The sequence below is a fragment of the Tenacibaculum sp. L6 genome (assembly GCF_028823685.1).
Classification (GTDB): domain Bacteria; phylum Bacteroidota; class Bacteroidia; order Flavobacteriales; family Flavobacteriaceae; genus Polaribacter.
Map to the genome: position 1 here is coordinate 54,576 of NZ_JAPEHZ010000004.1, position 16,316 is coordinate 70,891.

General features: G+C 31.9%; 15 protein-coding genes and 1 pseudogene. 7 read left to right on the plus strand and 9 right to left on the minus strand.

The genetic code is table 11. From position 1 onward, the window contains the following. The first annotated feature begins 189 nt into the window (after positions 1 to 189). Positions 190 to 1,143, plus strand: a complete 954-nt coding sequence (ftsY, locus tag OU788_RS01745) for a signal recognition particle-docking protein FtsY (RefSeq protein WP_274633566.1) — start codon at positions 190 to 192, stop codon at positions 1,141 to 1,143. Here the strand turns inward: ftsY and OU788_RS01750 are convergent. Next, entirely contained in the window at positions 1,136 to 4,012 is a 2,877-nt protein-coding gene (locus OU788_RS01750; RefSeq protein ID WP_274633567.1) for a leucine-rich repeat domain-containing protein, read from the minus strand. The genes ftsY and OU788_RS01750 overlap by 8 nt on opposite strands. Before the next feature lie 85 nt (positions 4,013 to 4,097). On the opposite strand from OU788_RS01750, the gene rimO reads away from it, so the two are divergent. Beyond that, complete coding sequence (gene rimO, locus OU788_RS01755) at positions 4,098 to 5,450, plus strand: 30S ribosomal protein S12 methylthiotransferase RimO (protein ID WP_274633568.1); 1,353 nt, start codon at positions 4,098 to 4,100, stop codon at positions 5,448 to 5,450. Between the two features lie 112 nt (positions 5,451 to 5,562). After that, positions 5,563 to 6,321 (plus strand): Dph6-related ATP pyrophosphatase, encoded by a 759-nt coding sequence (locus OU788_RS01760; protein ID WP_274633569.1) that lies wholly within the window; start codon positions 5,563 to 5,565, stop codon positions 6,319 to 6,321. Here the strand turns inward: OU788_RS01760 and OU788_RS01765 are convergent. The 6 genes and pseudogenes from OU788_RS01765 to OU788_RS12960 form a co-directional block, all read right to left on the minus strand. Further along, complete coding sequence (locus OU788_RS01765) at positions 6,310 to 6,693, minus strand: DUF6122 family protein (protein ID WP_274633570.1); 384 nt, start codon at positions 6,691 to 6,693, stop codon at positions 6,310 to 6,312. The two genes, OU788_RS01760 and OU788_RS01765, sit on opposite strands and share 12 nt — an antisense overlap. Before the next feature lie 17 nt (positions 6,694 to 6,710). After that, positions 6,711 to 7,271, minus strand: a complete 561-nt coding sequence (locus OU788_RS01770; RefSeq protein ID WP_274633571.1) for a PAS domain-containing protein — start codon at positions 7,269 to 7,271, stop codon at positions 6,711 to 6,713. A gap of 31 nt (positions 7,272 to 7,302) precedes the next feature. Beyond that, on the minus strand, positions 7,303 to 8,067 hold the full coding sequence (locus OU788_RS01775) for a TIGR02757 family protein (protein WP_274633572.1): 765 nt from the start codon (positions 8,065 to 8,067) through the stop codon (positions 7,303 to 7,305). Between the two features lies 1 nt (position 8,068). Further along, positions 8,069 to 8,620 (minus strand): CPBP family intramembrane glutamic endopeptidase, encoded by a 552-nt coding sequence (locus OU788_RS01780; RefSeq protein ID WP_274633573.1) that lies wholly within the window; start codon positions 8,618 to 8,620, stop codon positions 8,069 to 8,071. A 48-nt stretch (positions 8,621 to 8,668) separates the two neighbouring features. Then, the gene (locus OU788_RS01785; protein WP_274633574.1) at positions 8,669 to 9,331 is read right to left on the minus strand and encodes an ABC transporter ATP-binding protein; all 663 of its coding nucleotides are present in this window, start codon (positions 9,329 to 9,331) and stop codon (positions 8,669 to 8,671) included. 365 nt (positions 9,332 to 9,696) lie between these two features. Next, positions 9,697 to 10,452 (minus strand): annotated as a pseudogene (locus tag OU788_RS12960) (DUF5916 domain-containing protein); the annotation flags it as partial. A 72-nt stretch (positions 10,453 to 10,524) separates the two neighbouring features. Here OU788_RS12960 and OU788_RS01790 point away from each other — a divergent pair. From OU788_RS01790 to OU788_RS01805, 4 genes are all read left to right on the plus strand, one after another. Further along, the gene (locus OU788_RS01790) at positions 10,525 to 10,713 is read left to right on the plus strand and encodes a hypothetical protein (protein WP_274633575.1); all 189 of its coding nucleotides are present in this window, start codon (positions 10,525 to 10,527) and stop codon (positions 10,711 to 10,713) included. Between the two features lie 289 nt (positions 10,714 to 11,002). After that, the gene (gene sucC, locus OU788_RS01795; protein WP_274633576.1) at positions 11,003 to 12,199 is read left to right on the plus strand and encodes an ADP-forming succinate--CoA ligase subunit beta; all 1,197 of its coding nucleotides are present in this window, start codon (positions 11,003 to 11,005) and stop codon (positions 12,197 to 12,199) included. 151 nt (positions 12,200 to 12,350) lie between these two features. Further along, positions 12,351 to 12,785 carry an IS200/IS605 family transposase gene (gene tnpA / locus OU788_RS01800; protein WP_274633577.1) on the plus strand — a complete coding sequence of 145 codons (435 nt, stop codon included), beginning with the start codon at positions 12,351 to 12,353 and terminating at the stop codon, positions 12,783 to 12,785. An 87-nt stretch (positions 12,786 to 12,872) separates the two neighbouring features. Then, positions 12,873 to 13,430 (plus strand): hypothetical protein, encoded by a 558-nt coding sequence (locus OU788_RS01805; RefSeq protein WP_274633578.1) that lies wholly within the window; start codon positions 12,873 to 12,875, stop codon positions 13,428 to 13,430. Positions 13,431 to 13,506: 76 nt separating this feature from the next. On the opposite strand, the gene uvrB is transcribed toward OU788_RS01805, so the two are convergent. Both uvrB and OU788_RS01815 read right to left on the minus strand, forming a co-directional pair. Continuing rightward, positions 13,507 to 15,495, minus strand: coding sequence for an excinuclease ABC subunit UvrB (gene uvrB / locus OU788_RS01810; protein ID WP_274633579.1), 1,989 nt, complete (start codon positions 15,493 to 15,495; stop codon positions 13,507 to 13,509). Positions 15,496 to 15,532: 37 nt separating this feature from the next. Next, positions 15,533 to 16,316: T9SS type B sorting domain-containing protein (locus OU788_RS01815; RefSeq protein WP_274633580.1), on the minus strand; the 784-nt coding region annotated here is incomplete at its 5' end.

Genomic DNA, 16,316 nt, shown 5'->3' on the forward strand with positions numbered 1-16,316 from the left:
CTGTGTGTAGTTAAAAATTTGGGCGTTACCCTAAAGGGTCGGGCTTTCGGCAGTCGCTTCCCGAAGCATCGGGAGAGCTCCAAAAAATGCCTCAATCCCTAACGCAAGAGTAACCGTTTAATGACAATTTGACTGTATTAATAAAATGGTATAGTTTTTAACCTATAATAGCCATTATAAAATTTAACAATGAGTTTTTTTAAGAAAATCTTCTCAAAAGAGAAAAAAGAAACCTTAGATAAGGGATTAGAAAAAACCAAATCAAGTTTTTTCTCTAAATTATCAAAAGCAGTTGCAGGAAAAGCAAAGGTAGATGATGATGTGTTAGATAATTTAGAAGAAGTACTCGTGTCGTCTGATGTAGGAGTAGAAACTACCTTAAAAATTATTGATAGAATTGAAGAAAGAGTATCTCGTGATAAGTATTTGGGTACCGATGAGTTAAATCAAATTCTACGCGAAGAAATTGCAGGTTTATTATCAGAAACCAATACTGGTGATGAAACCGATTTTACGATTCCAGCAAACACGAAACCGTATGTGTTAATGGTGGTTGGAGTAAACGGAGTAGGTAAAACAACTACGATTGGTAAGTTAGCTTCACAGTTTAAAAAGAAAGGTTTAAAAGTGGTTTTAGGAGCTGCTGACACGTTTAGAGCAGCTGCGATTGATCAATTACAAGTTTGGGCAGACAGAACAGATGTGCCAATTGTACGTCAAGAAATGGGGTCTGATCCAGCTTCTGTAGCTTTCGATACTGTTCAGTCAGGAGTTAATCAAGATGCAGATGTAATTATTATTGACACCGCAGGTCGTTTACATAATAAAGTTAACTTAATGAATGAGTTGACAAAGATTAAACGAGTAATGCAAAAAGTAGTACCAGATGCACCGCATGATGTATTGTTGGTTTTAGATGGTTCTACAGGTCAAAATGCCTTTGAGCAAGCGAAACAATTTACCAAAGCAACGGAAGTAACTTCGTTAGCAGTAACCAAATTAGATGGTACTGCCAAAGGAGGAGTAGTTATAGGTATTTCTGACCAATTTCAAATTCCTGTAAAATATATTGGAGTAGGAGAAGGTATCGACGATTTACAAGTGTTTAACAAGCATGAATTTGTAGACTCGTTTTTTAAATAGAAAATAAATAGGTGATAGTTCTAATATCATTTTTTTGTTTATTCGAAAGATCACTTAAATCATTCCAAAGGAGCAATAACTCAAAAGACCAAGTTTTAAGCTTGGTTTTTTTAGCTTGAATTTTTTGCTTTAGTTCTTCAAGGTTTTCATTAGAATAATTATTTACTGATATCTTTTCTACAAATTCAAGATATTCTTTTAGTAGTAAGTAATTGGAGTTTTTAGGAATTAAGGTTGACAATTCTTTGTTGAATTCATCAAACTCTTTATGTTTTCCTGCGATGATGTAAACTTCAAGTAAACTTAAATGAGTTCCCCAAGATTTAGGGTTTTGTTGAGTTTGCTTATTATAAAAAGCTATTTGGTTATCAAAGTATAACTTATAATTTGAATCGTTGATTTTTTTTGCCAATAGAGCGGTTCTTGACCAGTATTGAGGAGAGAATTTATCAGCTAATGTTTTAAATGTTTTGATAGCACTGATAGTGTCTTTTAATCGTAGGTGACTTAAAGCTTTAAATCTAAAGTTAGGAACAACTGAGTTTAAAAATCGAATGTTTTGGCTTGTGTCTTTTTTAATGGTGATATCTGCGTAATGAATACAGTCTTTATAGTTTTTTGTTTTGTATAAAGCCTCTATATAGCTATCATCATACAAGGTTTTTAAAGCAGCTTCTTTATTTATTTCAATAGCTTTGTTTGCATAGGTAATATATTCTTCATATTTATTTTTTTTACTTGAGTAGCTTTTCTTATTAGCAACTTTAGCAAAAGCAATTGCCATTTCGTCCGTTTTAGGTAAATCATTTTCAGAAATTATATTGTGTTCTAACAGTAGTAAACTAATCTGATTTTTATTATTTCTATAAGTATTTAAATTTTTTGAGTTCCTACTTATATTGAGAGAAGTTAAGTATTGAGCATTTTTAATGTCTTTAGGTAATTCAGTGATTAAATTATCAGAAAGATTTAAATCTTTTACTTTAAAAGTATTCCAGTTATGGACAGGTAACTTCTTTATGGAACAATTCGAAACATCTAAAGTGTAGTTGTAAGAGTTACTATTTTCTAATATGTTAACAACATTATTGAAGTCTATAGTGTTGTTAGATAAATCAATAAATTCAAGTTTGTTTAGCTTAGAAAAACTATCTGGAAGTGTAGTTAACATATTTTTCTTTCTAGCTAGTCTAGTATAAGTTGTATCCTTAATAAATTTACCTTTAAGATGATTGTACTTTTCAACTCTAAAAGCATGATTTTTCTTGTTATTTAAGTATAACTTTTTTAAGCTATTTAGTCCACCAAAACTATCAGGTAAACTTGTAAGGTTGTTATGAGAGAGTTCTAGCCTTTCCAAAGAAGATAAGTCACCAAAACTATCAGGTAGTGTGGTTAAAAAGTTCGAGTTTCCTTGTAGGGTAGATAGCTTTTTTAAATTTCCAAACTTTTTTGGAAGATAAGTAATGTCGTTTGCAGTAATATTTAAAGTTTGTAAATTATGAAGTTTAGAAAAAGAGCTAGGTAATTTGTATAGTAGGTTTTGAGAAAGATTTAAGTAAGTTAAAGAACTAAGATTCCCGATATTTTTAGGTAGTTCTTTTATGTAGTTATCCTCTAAAAATAAAGTGTCTAGATTTTTAAGATTTGTTATGGATCTAGGAACAGAAGTTAACTTATTATTGTTAATTTTAAAAAACGTAATGTTTTTTAAATCCCCTATTTCTTTAGGCAAACTTTTGAGTTGATTGTTATTAATTGAAAAATGCTTAAGAAGCTTTAATTTTCCAATACTCTTAGGAAGGGTTTTTATTCTATTGTAATAAAGTTTTAAAGTGTTTAAACTAGATAGTTTATCTATTTCATTATCAATACTTATTATATTACTTCCTTGTATTTCGACTCTTTTTAAATTTTTTAAATCATAAAATGATTTCGGAAGTTTTTTGAACTTGTTATTAGAAGAATAAAAAAGTTCTAAATTTTTGAAATATTTAATATTTTCAGATAGGCTGTCTAATTTACAATTAGTTAATTTTAACTCTTTTATTTTAGGATTATTTTCTCCTATTATTTTAAAAAAAGAATCACTGTTTTTTATAGGCGAATTAATAGTTAATTTTTCAAGACCTTGTAAATGTTTCAATTCTTTTAAAATAGAATCGTTCAAGTTTTCAAAACTAATGGATAAGTGTAGTTTTTTAAGATTGTTTTTTGAAAGAGCTTTTAAATATTGCTTCTTTTTATTTGGGTAATAGTCACATTTCAAAATTAAATTTTCAAAGGTGTTGTTTTCTGGGATTTGAGGGATATTTCTAGCAATGAAAGCAAGATCTCTTAGTTTTAGTTCTTGAAAATTTTTGTTCATCAAAATAGTTGGCGAAAAAGAATAAAAAGCAATTCCTTTTAAGCTTTTTACTTTTTTAAGTTCATAAAATCCCTTGTCGTAATCCCAATTATGAAAACTATAAAAAATTAGATTTTTTAACTTTGAAAGCTTGTTCAAGTTTTTAGGGAAATTTATTTTTGTAGTGTCACTTCCAAAAAGTTTTCCATTGTCAAATTTAATTAGCTCTATATTTGGGCACAAAGACAAATCATCTATAACTTCTTCTAGATTTATGTCTTTATTAATTTTAATATAAGCATATCGAATTTTTTCAAGTGTTTTTATATCATTTTTATAGGCTTCGATATCCTTTTTATTGTATTTGAAATAATAATGATACCCAAAACGATTTAGGCGTTCTATTGGTTCTGCTGATTTTGAATTGAAAAAAGTTAAATAATCGTTGTAATCTTCATAAAAATCTTGAGAGAAAATAAATAGAGTTTGAAATGTAAAAAGAAAGAGTAATATTTTTTTCATTTTCAATTTTTTAAGCAAAATAAGTAAAAAATCACATTTTTTAAAATGATTAAGCTGTATTTTTGCACTCGTTTAAACATATACTATGCGTACTAAAACAACAAAACAAAACAAAATCAACGTAGTTACTTTAGGTTGCTCAAAAAACGTTTACGATAGTGAAGTGTTAATGGGGCAGTTAAAGGCCAATGGTAAAGAGGTGGTTCATGAAGATGAAAATGACGAAGGAAATATTGTAGTAATCAATACCTGTGGTTTTATTGGTAAAGCCAAAGAAGAAAGTGTGGAGACTATTTTACACTACGCACAAAAGAAGGAAGAAGGTAAAGTTGATAAAGTATTTGTTACGGGTTGTTTAAGTGAGCGTTACAAACCAGATTTGGAAGCTGAAATTACCAATGTAGATCAGTATTTTGGTACGCACGATTTACCAAATTTGTTAAAAGTTTTAGAAGCAGATTATAAGCATGAGTTAATAGGAGAACGTTTAACAACTACTCCAGACCATTATGCGTATTTAAAAATTGCGGAAGGTTGCGATCGACCATGTTCGTTTTGTGCCATTCCGTTAATGCGTGGTAAACATGTTTCTACTCCAATAGAAGATTTGGTTACTGAAGCTACCAAGTTAGCGGAAAAAGGTATCAAAGAAATCATGCTAATCGCGCAAGATTTAACTTATTACGGGTTAGATATCTATAAAAAACGTGCCTTAGCAGATTTATTAAAGGAATTGGTAAAAGTAGACGGAATTGAGTGGATTCGTTTACACTATGCTTTCCCAACAGGTTTCCCAATGGATGTGTTAGAAGTAATGAAGAACGAACCAAAGGTTTGTAATTATTTAGATATTCCGTTACAGCATATCAATACCGAGATTTTAAAATCGATGAAGCGTGGTACGACACACGAAAAAACAACAGCATTGATTCATAAATTCCGGGAGGCGGTTCCTGATATGGCCATTCGTACAACGTTAATTGTTGGATATCCAGGAGAAACTGAAGAGCAATTCCAAGAATTGAAAGATTGGGTAGAGGAGATGCGTTTCGAGCGTTTAGGGGCTTTTGAGTACTCACACGAAGAAAATACCGGAGCGTATGTTTTAGAAGACGATGTGCCTGCTGATGTAAAGTTCAGACGTGTGAACGAAATTATGGAAGTGCAATCGCAAATTTCTTGGGAATTGAATCAAGAGAAAATAGGAAAAACATTCAAATGTTTATTCGATAGAAAAGATGGAGAGTACTATTACGGACGTACCGAATTTGACTCACCAGATGTAGATAATGACGTAATTGTTGATGCTCGTGAGTATTATATAAAGCTTGGAGAATTTATTGATATCGAGATTTTTGATGCAGGAGACTTTGATTTACATGGAAAGCCTGTGGTAAAACAAGAAAGACCAGTTCCTTTAAATCAGAAGAGAAAATAGTTTGGGGTGTAGGCTTCAGGCGGTATGCTATAAGCTTTTGGTTTTTTTGAGTTTGAATAATGATAAAAATTTAACATTCCAATAATCTAAGTATCTAATCATCTAAGGTATAATGAAAAAAGCCTATTTTAACTGGAGTTCAGGAAAAGACTCATCATTAGCATTGTATAAAATTGTACAACAAAAAGAATACGATGTACAAAAGTTGATTACGAATGTAAATCAAGACTATCAACGTGTTTCAATGCATGGCTTACATGAAGATTTGTTAGATGCACAGGCTGAAAGTATTGGAATTCCATTAGAAAAAATATATTTTCCTGCTGAAGTTACCATGGATTTGTACAATCAAAAGATGAAGGAGAAAACTGCTGAGTTAAAAGAAGCTGGACTTGTAAATGGTATTTTTGGTGATATTTTTTTAGAAGATTTAAGAGCTTATCGTGATTCGAAGCTACAAGAGGTTGGAATTACAGGAGTGTATCCACTTTGGAGACAAGATACTAAAGAGTTACTTAGAGAGTTTTTAGCTTTAGGTTTTAAAACGATTACTGTTTGTGTCAATGCTAAATTATTAGGTGAAGAGTTTGTAGGAAGAGTTATTGATGAAGATTTTATCAATGAACTTCCTGATGGAGTTGATGTTTGCGGAGAGAATGGAGAGTTTCATACCTTTTGTTATGATGGTCCTATTTTTAAGAAACCAGTAGAATTTGAAATAGGAGTAAAGATGTTGAAGTCGTACACTTTACATACAAATGATGATGATAACTGTTATCAAGATTCAAAGAAAACTAAGAAGTCAGAAGAAACTACTAATAAAAACTATGATAGAAGTTTTTGGTATTGTGATTTACAGTTAAAAAAATAAATTACTTACTGTTTTTAGTAATTCTTTAGCAGGCGCATTTTCTAAACAAGAATTACACGCATTGTACATAAACAAGCAATCGATAAAATCGGTAAGCATATGAAGTAGCAATCCTAAACCAATAATATTATAAGGTCTTTTAAAAAAGAGCAATACAACATAGAAACCAATTGCGTAGTAGGAGTGGAGTATATGAAACCCAAAACTACATCGATTGGGATCAAATATAGGGCTTGCTAATAAGTGATCTAAATCTACCAGCATAGTTGCTAGTAGTATTACAGCAACTTTTTTCCAATCTTTTCTAAAAAAGAAGAAAGCGATTAAAACAGGAAATCCGAAATGTAAAAAGTAGTGAATAAATGTCTGCATTTACTTAACTTATAAGATTAAACTACTTCTTTTTCTAAGGCTAAAAAGTGAGTAATCTTTAAATTATTACTATTGTGTAGAGGAATAATATGTAATTCACACTTATAAGTAGATTGGTCTTTTCTGTAATTGATAATTACATCCTTAAAAGGTTTACCTTGTGAAAGTTTTGTTTGTATTCTTTTTCTAGTATTTTCTGTAGTTTTTTCGCCCTGTAAAAAACGTGGAGTTTTGTTTAAAGCAAACTCTTTTTTATACCCTGTCATTTTGGTAAAACCATTACTTACCCAAAGTATTTTTTTTTCAACATTAGTAAGAACTAAAGACTCATAATAGTTCTCTTTTATAACTGTTGAAACATTGTCTTTCCAGTTGAAGTTCTCAGAGAAGGTCTTTATGGTGTCAAGATCATTGAATAGTTCTTTTTCAAAAAACAAGTCTTGAATTCCCCAGCTTAGAAGGTTTACACTTTTTTTAGAAGAAGGTTGAAGATCAGTGTTAATTTCTGAATACTTTTCTTCCTCTAAATTAGATGCATAAATGTCTAAAGCCATCATTTTGGTTAGGTCATTTTTCATGTCAACTAAATAAATACTTTTTTAGGAAAAATTAAAATTTTTCAAAAACTCCTAATCCAAATAAGGCAAAATCATATTTAACAGGGTCTTTAGCGTCAAAATCTCTTAAAGTAAGGTCTAGTTCTTGAATTGCTTTCCAATCATTTTGTTTTCGAGTAAGAATTTTTAGTTTTCGAGCAATATTTCCTGTATGAACATCTAACGGACAATGTAAATGAGCTGGTGAGTGGGTTTTCCATATGCCTAAATCAACTCCAGTGGTATTATCGCGAACCATCCAACGTAAAAACATGTTTATTCGTTTTGAAGCTGATCCTTTTAACGGATCAGAAACATGCTTTAAAGTTCTTGGTTGATGTGGGGTTTCAAAAAAGACTTGTTTGAAATGATGTATAGCGTGTTGGTAATTATCAGCGTTGTTTTTTGGTTGTAAGACAGTTTCTAATCCGCCATGATTTTGATAGATGTTTTTTAACGATTGAACAAAAAACTTAAAATCATCGGCATTAAATGTTCTGTGTACAAATCCGTCAAAATTAGCAAGGTCTTCTTCAGAATGATTCATGATAAAATCGTACGGAGAATTCCCCATTAAATCCATCATTTTATGGGAGTTGTTAATAATCATTTTACGATTTCCCCAAGCAATGGTTGCTGCTAAAAAACCAGCAATTTCAATATCTTCTTTTACTGAAAATTGATGCGGAATTTGAATAGGGTCGCTATCAATAAAATCCGGATTGTTGTATTGTATTACCTTTTCGTCTAAAAATTCTTTGAGTTCCGTTTTGTTCATTTTACATTAAATCTCCTGCAAAACTAAGCAAAACGAAGAAAGCATTATAGCAAGCGTGTAATAAGATACTCCATGCTAAACCAAATCGAACTCTGATAAACCCAAGGTAACCTCCTAAAATAGTTTGAGGAGCCACCAATATGGGAGCTAATAACAACACGTTGGTAGTAATGTTGAAATTGGTTAAATGCACCAATCCGAAAAGTATAGCAAAAACATAAAAAGCTATTTTGAACGATTTTTTACTTTGGAATAAAGTGATTGGAGCTCTAAAAAATATTTCCTCTAATAAAGGAGCTAAGATTACAGCGATTCCAGCAATAAACCACTTAGAGTGCGTTTTTAGCAACTCTTCCATAGCATGATCATCCATGTTTACCCAACCCAATTCTTCAATAAGCACAAAAAGAGGTGATAAAAGTGCACCTGTGACAATACTTATCGTGAGTAGATGTAAGAATTTTTGAAATCGATACGAAGCATTTTGATTTGCATCTTTTTCTAAAACAGGATTTTTTAAATAGGCAATAAGCTCGTAAAAAGTTTCTTTCATAGTTTGGTTGATTTTATAATAGGTGTATAGAAACTTAAAAACGTTACACTATTCAACAATAATTCCGTCTTTCATGGTAAGTGTTCTATCGGCCATTTCTGCCAATTCTTTGTTGTGTGTAACTAACACAAAGGTTTGTCCAAACTCATCACGAAGTTTAAAAAATAATTCGTGTAAGTTTTTTGCTGAAGTAGAATCAAGGTTTCCTGATGGCTCATCAGCAAAAATAACAGAAGGCTCATTTATTAATGCTCTTGCAACAGCTACACGTTGTTGTTCACCACCTGAAAGCTCATTAGGTTTGTGGTTTTCTCTGTGTGATAATCCTAAAAAAGCTAATAATTCTTTCGCTCTCTTTTCAGTTGAAGCTTTTGCTTTTCCTCCAATAAAAGCTGGGATACAAACATTTTCTAAGGCTGTAAATTCAGGTAGTAACTGATGGAATTGAAAAATAAACCCGATGTGTTTATTTCTGAAAGATGAAACTTCTTTATCGTTTAAGTCTTTGATTGAAACTCCATTAACAAGTAATTCATAGTTTTTATCTTTTAAAGGTTTATCTAAGGTGCCTAAAATTTGAAGCAAGGTAGTTTTTCCAGCTCCTGACGGACCAACAATAGCAACAATTTCTCCTTTTTTTATATGAAGATTTACTCCTTTTAAGATTTCAACATCTCCGTAGTGTCTATGAATATTTTTAGCAACAATCATGAGGTAATTTTCAAAGTAACGAATGTATAAAAAAGAAATCAGATAGACTTTATATAGACTCTAAGAAATAAGAGCCAAGAAACAAGACAAATAAACATAAAATGAATGTTTTGGATTTACTTGTGTGATTTTATATAAGAGACTACCCAATTCAAATAATAAAGAAATTTTCTTTTTTTAATTATTAGCGTCCGATTAATTTATGTAAAATATACCTAAGCTCTATTTTTAAAGGGATTGAGGTGTTTAAGCTTTTAAATTATTTTTTGTCTGGTAATCGTTTCCATGTCATTTGGTTATAAAGATTCTTGTTTCTCTATTCTAACAGTGAAGCGGTCTATTTTCTTTTATCGGAAAACGATGTTTTAAAATATGTTTTTAATGTTGTTGTAATCGATAAAATACACCAATCGAACAGAAAAAGTATGTTGATGTTTCTCATCAAAAAGTCGATCTAAATTTTTAAAGAAACTGTGTTTTGCATGACTGTTTGAACCAAAAATTGAGTTTCTGTAAAAGGCAATTAATTGGCTACCAGGAGCAAATTGCCATTGGTAATTAAGGTCTAAATTACAGCTATTAAAGTTTTTGTCATGATCTCCTTGATAGCTACTTTGAATTAGCTCTCCGTTAGTTTGGTCTAAACTGTAAAATTGATTTTGATACGGAACTTTACTCCAGTTATGTCTAAATGATAATGATACTGCCGATTTTGTACTAAATGTGTATTTACCAGTTAAAGAGTTGTTGTACGAAGTCCAATTTCGTTGTCCGAAATAAATAGCAGTGTCATCGTTATTTACATACCCAAATTGATTTTTATACTTATTATAGTTTAAACCATAAATTAAAGAAAATTGATTGTTGAATCGGTATCTAGGTCTTATTCCAAAACCATAGCTCTTTTGGTTAATATCATTTACGGTTTCTCTATGAAAGGTGTACCAGAAATCATAATCAAGAGCAAGTTTTTTTCTGTAGTCGCTAGATCCCCAGTGGTTTATGTTTAGTTGTTCAGGTCTTTTAAAGTAAATCCCGCTAGTACTTCCTTCTCTAGGTTCAAAGAAATCCTTCCGTTCGGTACGATAGTTTAAATTCCCTTCAAAGCTAAATCTGTTTTTAGTGTCTGCCCAAAAAGATAATCCTCCATCTGTACCAGTGTAGGTTCCTGGATTGTGTAAATAGCATCATCATTGTACACTAATTTAACCTCTGTTTTATGCGTATCGGGTTCTGGTTTACCATTATCAGGGCGCATCATCACAAAATTGTTTGCTATAGGAACACTTTTCCAAGCAGCATCATCTAGTTTTCCATCAATTTTTGGAGGTGATTCTACACGTACTACATCTAGTTTCTTTCTGTTTTGGTTTACGGTTTAAGCGGCAGTTGTTTCTATGAAAAAGAAAAAAACAGCAATTAATGCTAAAATTGTACGCATAGTTGATTTGAAATAGAATTAGTTGTTTAGCTAAATTATTCTGATTTAGGTTGTAAAATCACAAATTCATGTTAATTACTATAAAGACCTGTTAAAAAAATGAACGTTACATTGTAAGTGTTAAAAAACTGTGAAAAAGAAAATTGATATTAATCATAAATTAAAGTACAAATTATAAGGTATTATAAATTGAATTTGTATTTTTGTTCGACTTTAAAAATTCATATCTAATGAACTTACACGAATATCAAGGTAAAGAAATATTAAACAGTTTTGGCGTTCGTATTCAACGTGGAATTGTTGCAAATACTCCAGAAGAAGCTGTTGAAGCAGCGAAGAAATTAACAGAAGAAACAGGTACTGGTTGGCACGTAATTAAGGCTCAAGTACACGCAGGTGGTCGTGGAAAAGGTGGAGGTGTTAAGTTAGCTAAAAACTTAGATGAGGTAAAAAGTATCGCTGATGACATTTTAGGAATGATGTTAGTAACTCCTCAAACTTCAGCAGAAGGTAAGTTAGTTAACCAAGTGTTAATTGCTGAGGATGTATATTATCCAGGTGATAGTGAGCCAGATGAATTTTATATGTCAGTTTTATTAAACCGTGCTACTGGTAGAAACATGATTATGTATTCTACTGAAGGAGGTATGGATATTGAAACTGTGGCAGAAGAAACTCCACACTTAATTTTTACTGAAGAAGTAGATCCAGCAACAGGTTTATTACCTTTCCAAGCTCGTAAAATTGCTTTTAACTTAGGGTTAAGTGGTGCAGCTTTTAAAGAAATGACAAAATTTGTTACTGCTTTATATACAGCATACGTAAAATCTGATTCATCTTTATTTGAAATTAACCCAGTATTAAAAACATCTGATGATAAAATCATGGCTGTTGATGCTAAGGTTACTTTAGATGATAACGCTTTATACCGTCACAAAGATTATGCAGAAATGCGTGATTTACGTGAAGAAAACCCAATTGAAGTTGAAGCGAATGCTGCAGGATTAAACTATGTAGATTTAGATGGTAACGTTGGATGTATGGTAAACGGAGCTGGTTTAGCAATGGGAACTATGGATTTAATTAAGCAAGCAGGTGGTGAGCCAGCTAACTTCTTAGATGTTGGTGGTACTGCTGATGCACAACGTGTTGAAACTGCTTTTGGAATCATTTTAAAAGATCCTAACGTAAAAGCTATCTTAGTAAACATTTTTGGAGGTATCGTTCGTTGTGATCGTGTGGCACAAGGTATTGTTGATGCTTACAAAAACATGGGTGACAAAATTAATGTGCCTATTATAGCTCGTTTACAAGGAACAAACGCTAAAGAAGCAAAAGAATTAATTGATAACAGCGGAATGGAAATTATCTCAGCTACTGAGTTCCAAGAAGCAGCTGATAAAGTACAAGAAGTTTTAAGCGCTTAAAACTTTTTAATTAATTCTTAGTAATATATTAAAAAACCTCACTGTTTAAAGTGAGGAGGTTTTTTGTTTTATTGGTCTCAATTTAGGGTTCAAAACCCTGCAATTTTATTGCAGCACTTTTAGTTATATAAAAAATTAATACCTTTCATATATGGAAAGATCAATACGAAAAGGTTCTCATACAGTAAGTAGGTTAACCTGTCATATAGTTTGGGTTACCAAATATCGTTATCAGATATTGAAAGGAGATATACAAGAACGTTGTAGAGATTTACTAGTTCAAATTTGTGATGCAGAAAATGTATCTATTTTAAAAGGGGTAGTTAGTTCAGATCATATTCATATGCATATAGAGTATGCACCTAAACAAAGTGTCAGTTACTTAGTAAAGCAACTGAAGGGTAGAAGTTCTCGTAAGCTTCAACAAGAATTTAGAAAGTTAAGTGATCTTTACTGGGGGAAGCATTTTTGGGGAGTTGGTTATGGAGTTTGGAGTACAGGTAATATTACAGATGAAATGGTTAACGAATATTTAGAACATCATAGGAAACCGAACTCAGATAATTCTAATTTTATATTAGAATGAAAAAGGGGACTTTTAGTCCCCAGTATAATAAACCTCTGTACTTTCAGTACAGAGTGATTTAGCTTGCTGAAATATAAATAGCATACAATGAAAAAATTATTAATCCTTATTTTACTTCCTTTACAGCTAATAGCGCAAGAAGAAACGAATTCCGAATTATTTTGGAATAAACTAAAAACTCATTGCGGAAAAGCTTTTGAAGGAACAATAATAGCAGGAGGAAAAGAAGGAGATGGTTTTACAGGAGAAAAATTAATAATGCATGTTCGTTCTTGTGAAGAGAATACGATTAGAATACCTTTTTTTGTAGGAGAAGATAAATCTCGTACTTGGGTTTTTACTATGAGTGCCGATAAATTAATAAAGCTGAAACACGATCATCGACATAAAGATGGTACTGAAGATAAAATTACGCAATATGGAGGAATCAACCCTAATATGGGATTACCTAATATTCAGTTTTTTCCTGCGGATAAATATACAGCCGATTTAATTTCGTATGCTTCTAATAATGTTTGGTGGGTTACAATTGATGAAACAAGTTTTACATATAATTTACGTAGAATAGGAACAGATAGATTGTTTTCTGTAAAGTTTGATTTAACTAAGGAAAAAGAGACTCCAAATGCTCCTTGGGGAAGTTAGAATTAATTTTTCTTTAGAATCAAATCTGTTTTTTTTTGGGGATTAGAATTTATGAAATCAGTCAAACTAAATTAGTTTACAACTTTTCTTTCAAAACTTCAATTTCATCTCGTAACTGAGCAGCTACTAAAAAGTCTAAAGCTTTGGCGGCTTCTTCCATTTGTTTACGTTTGTTGCGTATGCGTTTTTCTATTTCTTGTTTTGGTAAATATTCTAAATCTTGCTCAGCAGCTTTTTGGGTAGCATTGTCGTAATGATACGAAGTAATCGCATTTTTAGATAAAGTGTTGTCTATCTTTTTATTGATTTGTTTAGGGGTAATTCCGTGAGCAGTATTGTAATTAATTTGCTTTTCACGTCTACGGTTGGTTTCGTCAATGGTAAGTTGCATACTATTCGTAATTTTATCCGCATACATAATTGCTTTACCATTTACATTACGTGCTGCACGGCCTACGGTTTGTGTTAAAGAACGGTGCGAACGTAAAAAACCTTCTTTATCAGCATCTAAAATAGCCACTAAGGAAACTTCTGGAAGGTCTAATCCTTCTCTAAGTAAGTTAACTCCAATAAGAACATCAAACAAACCTTTACGTAAATCTTGCATGATTTCTACACGTTCTAGGGTGTCGACATCGGAATGTATATAACGGCAACGTACTTGAATTCGAGTTAGGTATTTAGCTAATTCTTCTGCCATACGTTTGGTAAGTGTGGTTACCAAAGTACGTTCGTCTTTTTCTACACGCACTTGAATTTCTTCAATTAAATCATCTATTTGATTTAAACTCGGGCGGATTTCAATTTCAGGATCTAATAGTCCTGTTGGTCGAATAACTTGTTCTACAAACAGCCCTTCGGTTTTTTGTAATTCGTAATCTGCAGGAGTTGCAGAAACGTAGATTACTTGGTTTTGTAAAGCTTCGAACTCTTCAAACTTTAAAGGCCTATTATCCATTGCAGCAGGTAAACGGAATCCGTATTCTACCAAGTTTTCTTTTCGGCTTCTATCACCACCATACATCGCATGAACTTGCGGAACGGTTACATGACTTTCATCAATTACCATTAAGTAATCATCAGGAAAGTAATCTAACAAACAGAAAGGTCGTGTACCCGCTTCTCGTCCATCTAAATAACGAGAGTAGTTCTCAATTCCTGAACAATAGCCTAATTCGCGAATCATTTCTAAGTCGAATTCGGTACGTTCTTGCAAACGTTTCGCTTCTAAATGTTTCCCAATTTCTTTGAAGTAATCTACCTGTTTTACCATATCATCTTGAATTTGATGAATAGCATTTTGAAGTACATCAGGAGAGGTTACAAATAAGTTAGCAGGATAAATATTCAGTCTGTCTAATCGCGTAATAACTTCGTTAGTTTCAATATCGAAGGTCTCAATTTCTTCAATCTCATCCCCAAAAAAGTGAATTTTATATCCATTATCACCATAAGAAGGATAAATGGTAACGACATCACCTTTTACTTTGAAAGTTCCACTTTTTATTTCAACTTCGGTACGTGCATACAAACTTGTTACTAGACGATGTAAGAACTTAGTACGTGAAATTTGTTGGTCAACTTCAATAGTAATCACATTCTTTTTGAATTCCGTAGGATTCCCAATACCATACAAACAAGATACTGAAGCAACTACCAATACATCTCGACGCCCAGAAAGTAGGGAGGAAGAGGTGCTAATTCGTAAACGTTCTATTTCATCGTTGATGGATAAATCTTTCTCAATATAGGTTCCAGTAACAGGAATATAGGCTTCAGGTTGATAGTAATCATAATACGAAACGAAATATTCCACAGCATTGTTTGGAAAGAACTGTTTAAACTCTGAATACAACTGAGCAGCTAAGGTTTTGTTATGAGCCAAAACTAAAGTTGGACGTTGTACTTCAGCGACGACATTAGCGACAGAAAATGTTTTACCAGAACCCGTAACACCTAAAAGTGTTTGGTACTTTTCATCGGCTAAAATTCCGTTAGCTAATTGTTTAATCGCTTGTGGTTGATCCCCTGTTGGTTTAAATTCTGAGTTTAATTCAAAGTTCATTCAACAAAAATACGGATAGTTATTTATGTGATGAAGTTTAATTTCTTTTAAGGGTGAAGTGTCCTTTTTTATCTATAGAATTACCATTTAAGTCTACAAGTTTTGCATGAAACCAATAATCGTTTGAAGGTAAAGAGATTCCATTATAGGTTCCGTCCCAGCCAATTTCAGCATTCTTATCGTTTATAACATAGAGAACTTTTCCAAAGCGATTAAAAATTCTAATATCAATTTCTTTAAAGAAGTTAGAACTTACACCGTATACTTTCCAATAGTCATTAAAACCATCTGCATTTGGAGTTAAAAAATTAGGATATCCAATAATACTGGCAGAGTCATTAATAGAAGGTTCACATTTATTGAGGTCTCTAATGTAAATAGTGGCAATACCTGGTTGCAGGTTACTAAAAGTATGCGATGTTCCGTTACCCGTAAATGTGTTATTATCTAAAGAATATTCATAGCTGCTATCTCCATTAACACTTACGTACACCGTGTTTTCGGATTCATTTTGAACATTAACTTCAACACTTAAAACTTCAGGGGGTGGAGGGTAATTGACTGTGAAAGTTTTAAAATTTGAACATTCTAAACCATTAATAGTTTTATATACAGTTAAAGAAAATTCTCCAGCTCTAGTTAGTGGAAAGTTACTATTTGTACTAACTATGGTATTGTTTTCATCCCTCCATTCGAAACGATCATTAGTAGCGTCAGTAGTTAATACAATTGCAGGGTGATCAGAAGGACTAATACATATGGTGTATGTGTCTTCTAAGTCAATTTTAGGGGTATTTACGATTAAATCAATAGGAGAAATA

What these genes read in the sequence shown, in the direction of transcription:
- ftsY (WP_274633566.1), top strand. Translation starts at nt 190, where the DNA reads ATGAGTTTTTTTAAGAAAATCTTCTCAAAAGAGAAAAAAGAAACCTTA.
- OU788_RS01750 (WP_274633567.1), bottom strand. Translation starts at nt 4,012, where the DNA reads ATGAAAAAAATATTACTCTTTCTTTTTACATTTCAAACTCTATTTATT.
- rimO (WP_274633568.1), top strand. Translation starts at nt 4,098, where the DNA reads ATGCGTACTAAAACAACAAAACAAAACAAAATCAACGTAGTTACTTTA.
- OU788_RS01760 (WP_274633569.1), top strand. Translation starts at nt 5,563, where the DNA reads ATGAAAAAAGCCTATTTTAACTGGAGTTCAGGAAAAGACTCATCATTA.
- OU788_RS01765 (WP_274633570.1), bottom strand. Translation starts at nt 6,693, where the DNA reads ATGCAGACATTTATTCACTACTTTTTACATTTCGGATTTCCTGTTTTA.
- OU788_RS01770 (WP_274633571.1), bottom strand. Translation starts at nt 7,271, where the DNA reads ATGAAAAATGACCTAACCAAAATGATGGCTTTAGACATTTATGCATCT.
- OU788_RS01775 (WP_274633572.1), bottom strand. Translation starts at nt 8,067, where the DNA reads ATGAACAAAACGGAACTCAAAGAATTTTTAGACGAAAAGGTAATACAA.
- OU788_RS01780 (WP_274633573.1), bottom strand. Translation starts at nt 8,620, where the DNA reads ATGAAAGAAACTTTTTACGAGCTTATTGCCTATTTAAAAAATCCTGTT.
- OU788_RS01785 (WP_274633574.1), bottom strand. Translation starts at nt 9,331, where the DNA reads ATGATTGTTGCTAAAAATATTCATAGACACTACGGAGATGTTGAAATC.
- sucC (WP_274633576.1), top strand. Translation starts at nt 11,003, where the DNA reads ATGAACTTACACGAATATCAAGGTAAAGAAATATTAAACAGTTTTGGC.
- tnpA (WP_274633577.1), top strand. Translation starts at nt 12,351, where the DNA reads ATGGAAAGATCAATACGAAAAGGTTCTCATACAGTAAGTAGGTTAACC.
- OU788_RS01805 (WP_274633578.1), top strand. Translation starts at nt 12,873, where the DNA reads ATGAAAAAATTATTAATCCTTATTTTACTTCCTTTACAGCTAATAGCG.
- uvrB (WP_274633579.1), bottom strand. Translation starts at nt 15,495, where the DNA reads ATGAACTTTGAATTAAACTCAGAATTTAAACCAACAGGGGATCAACCA.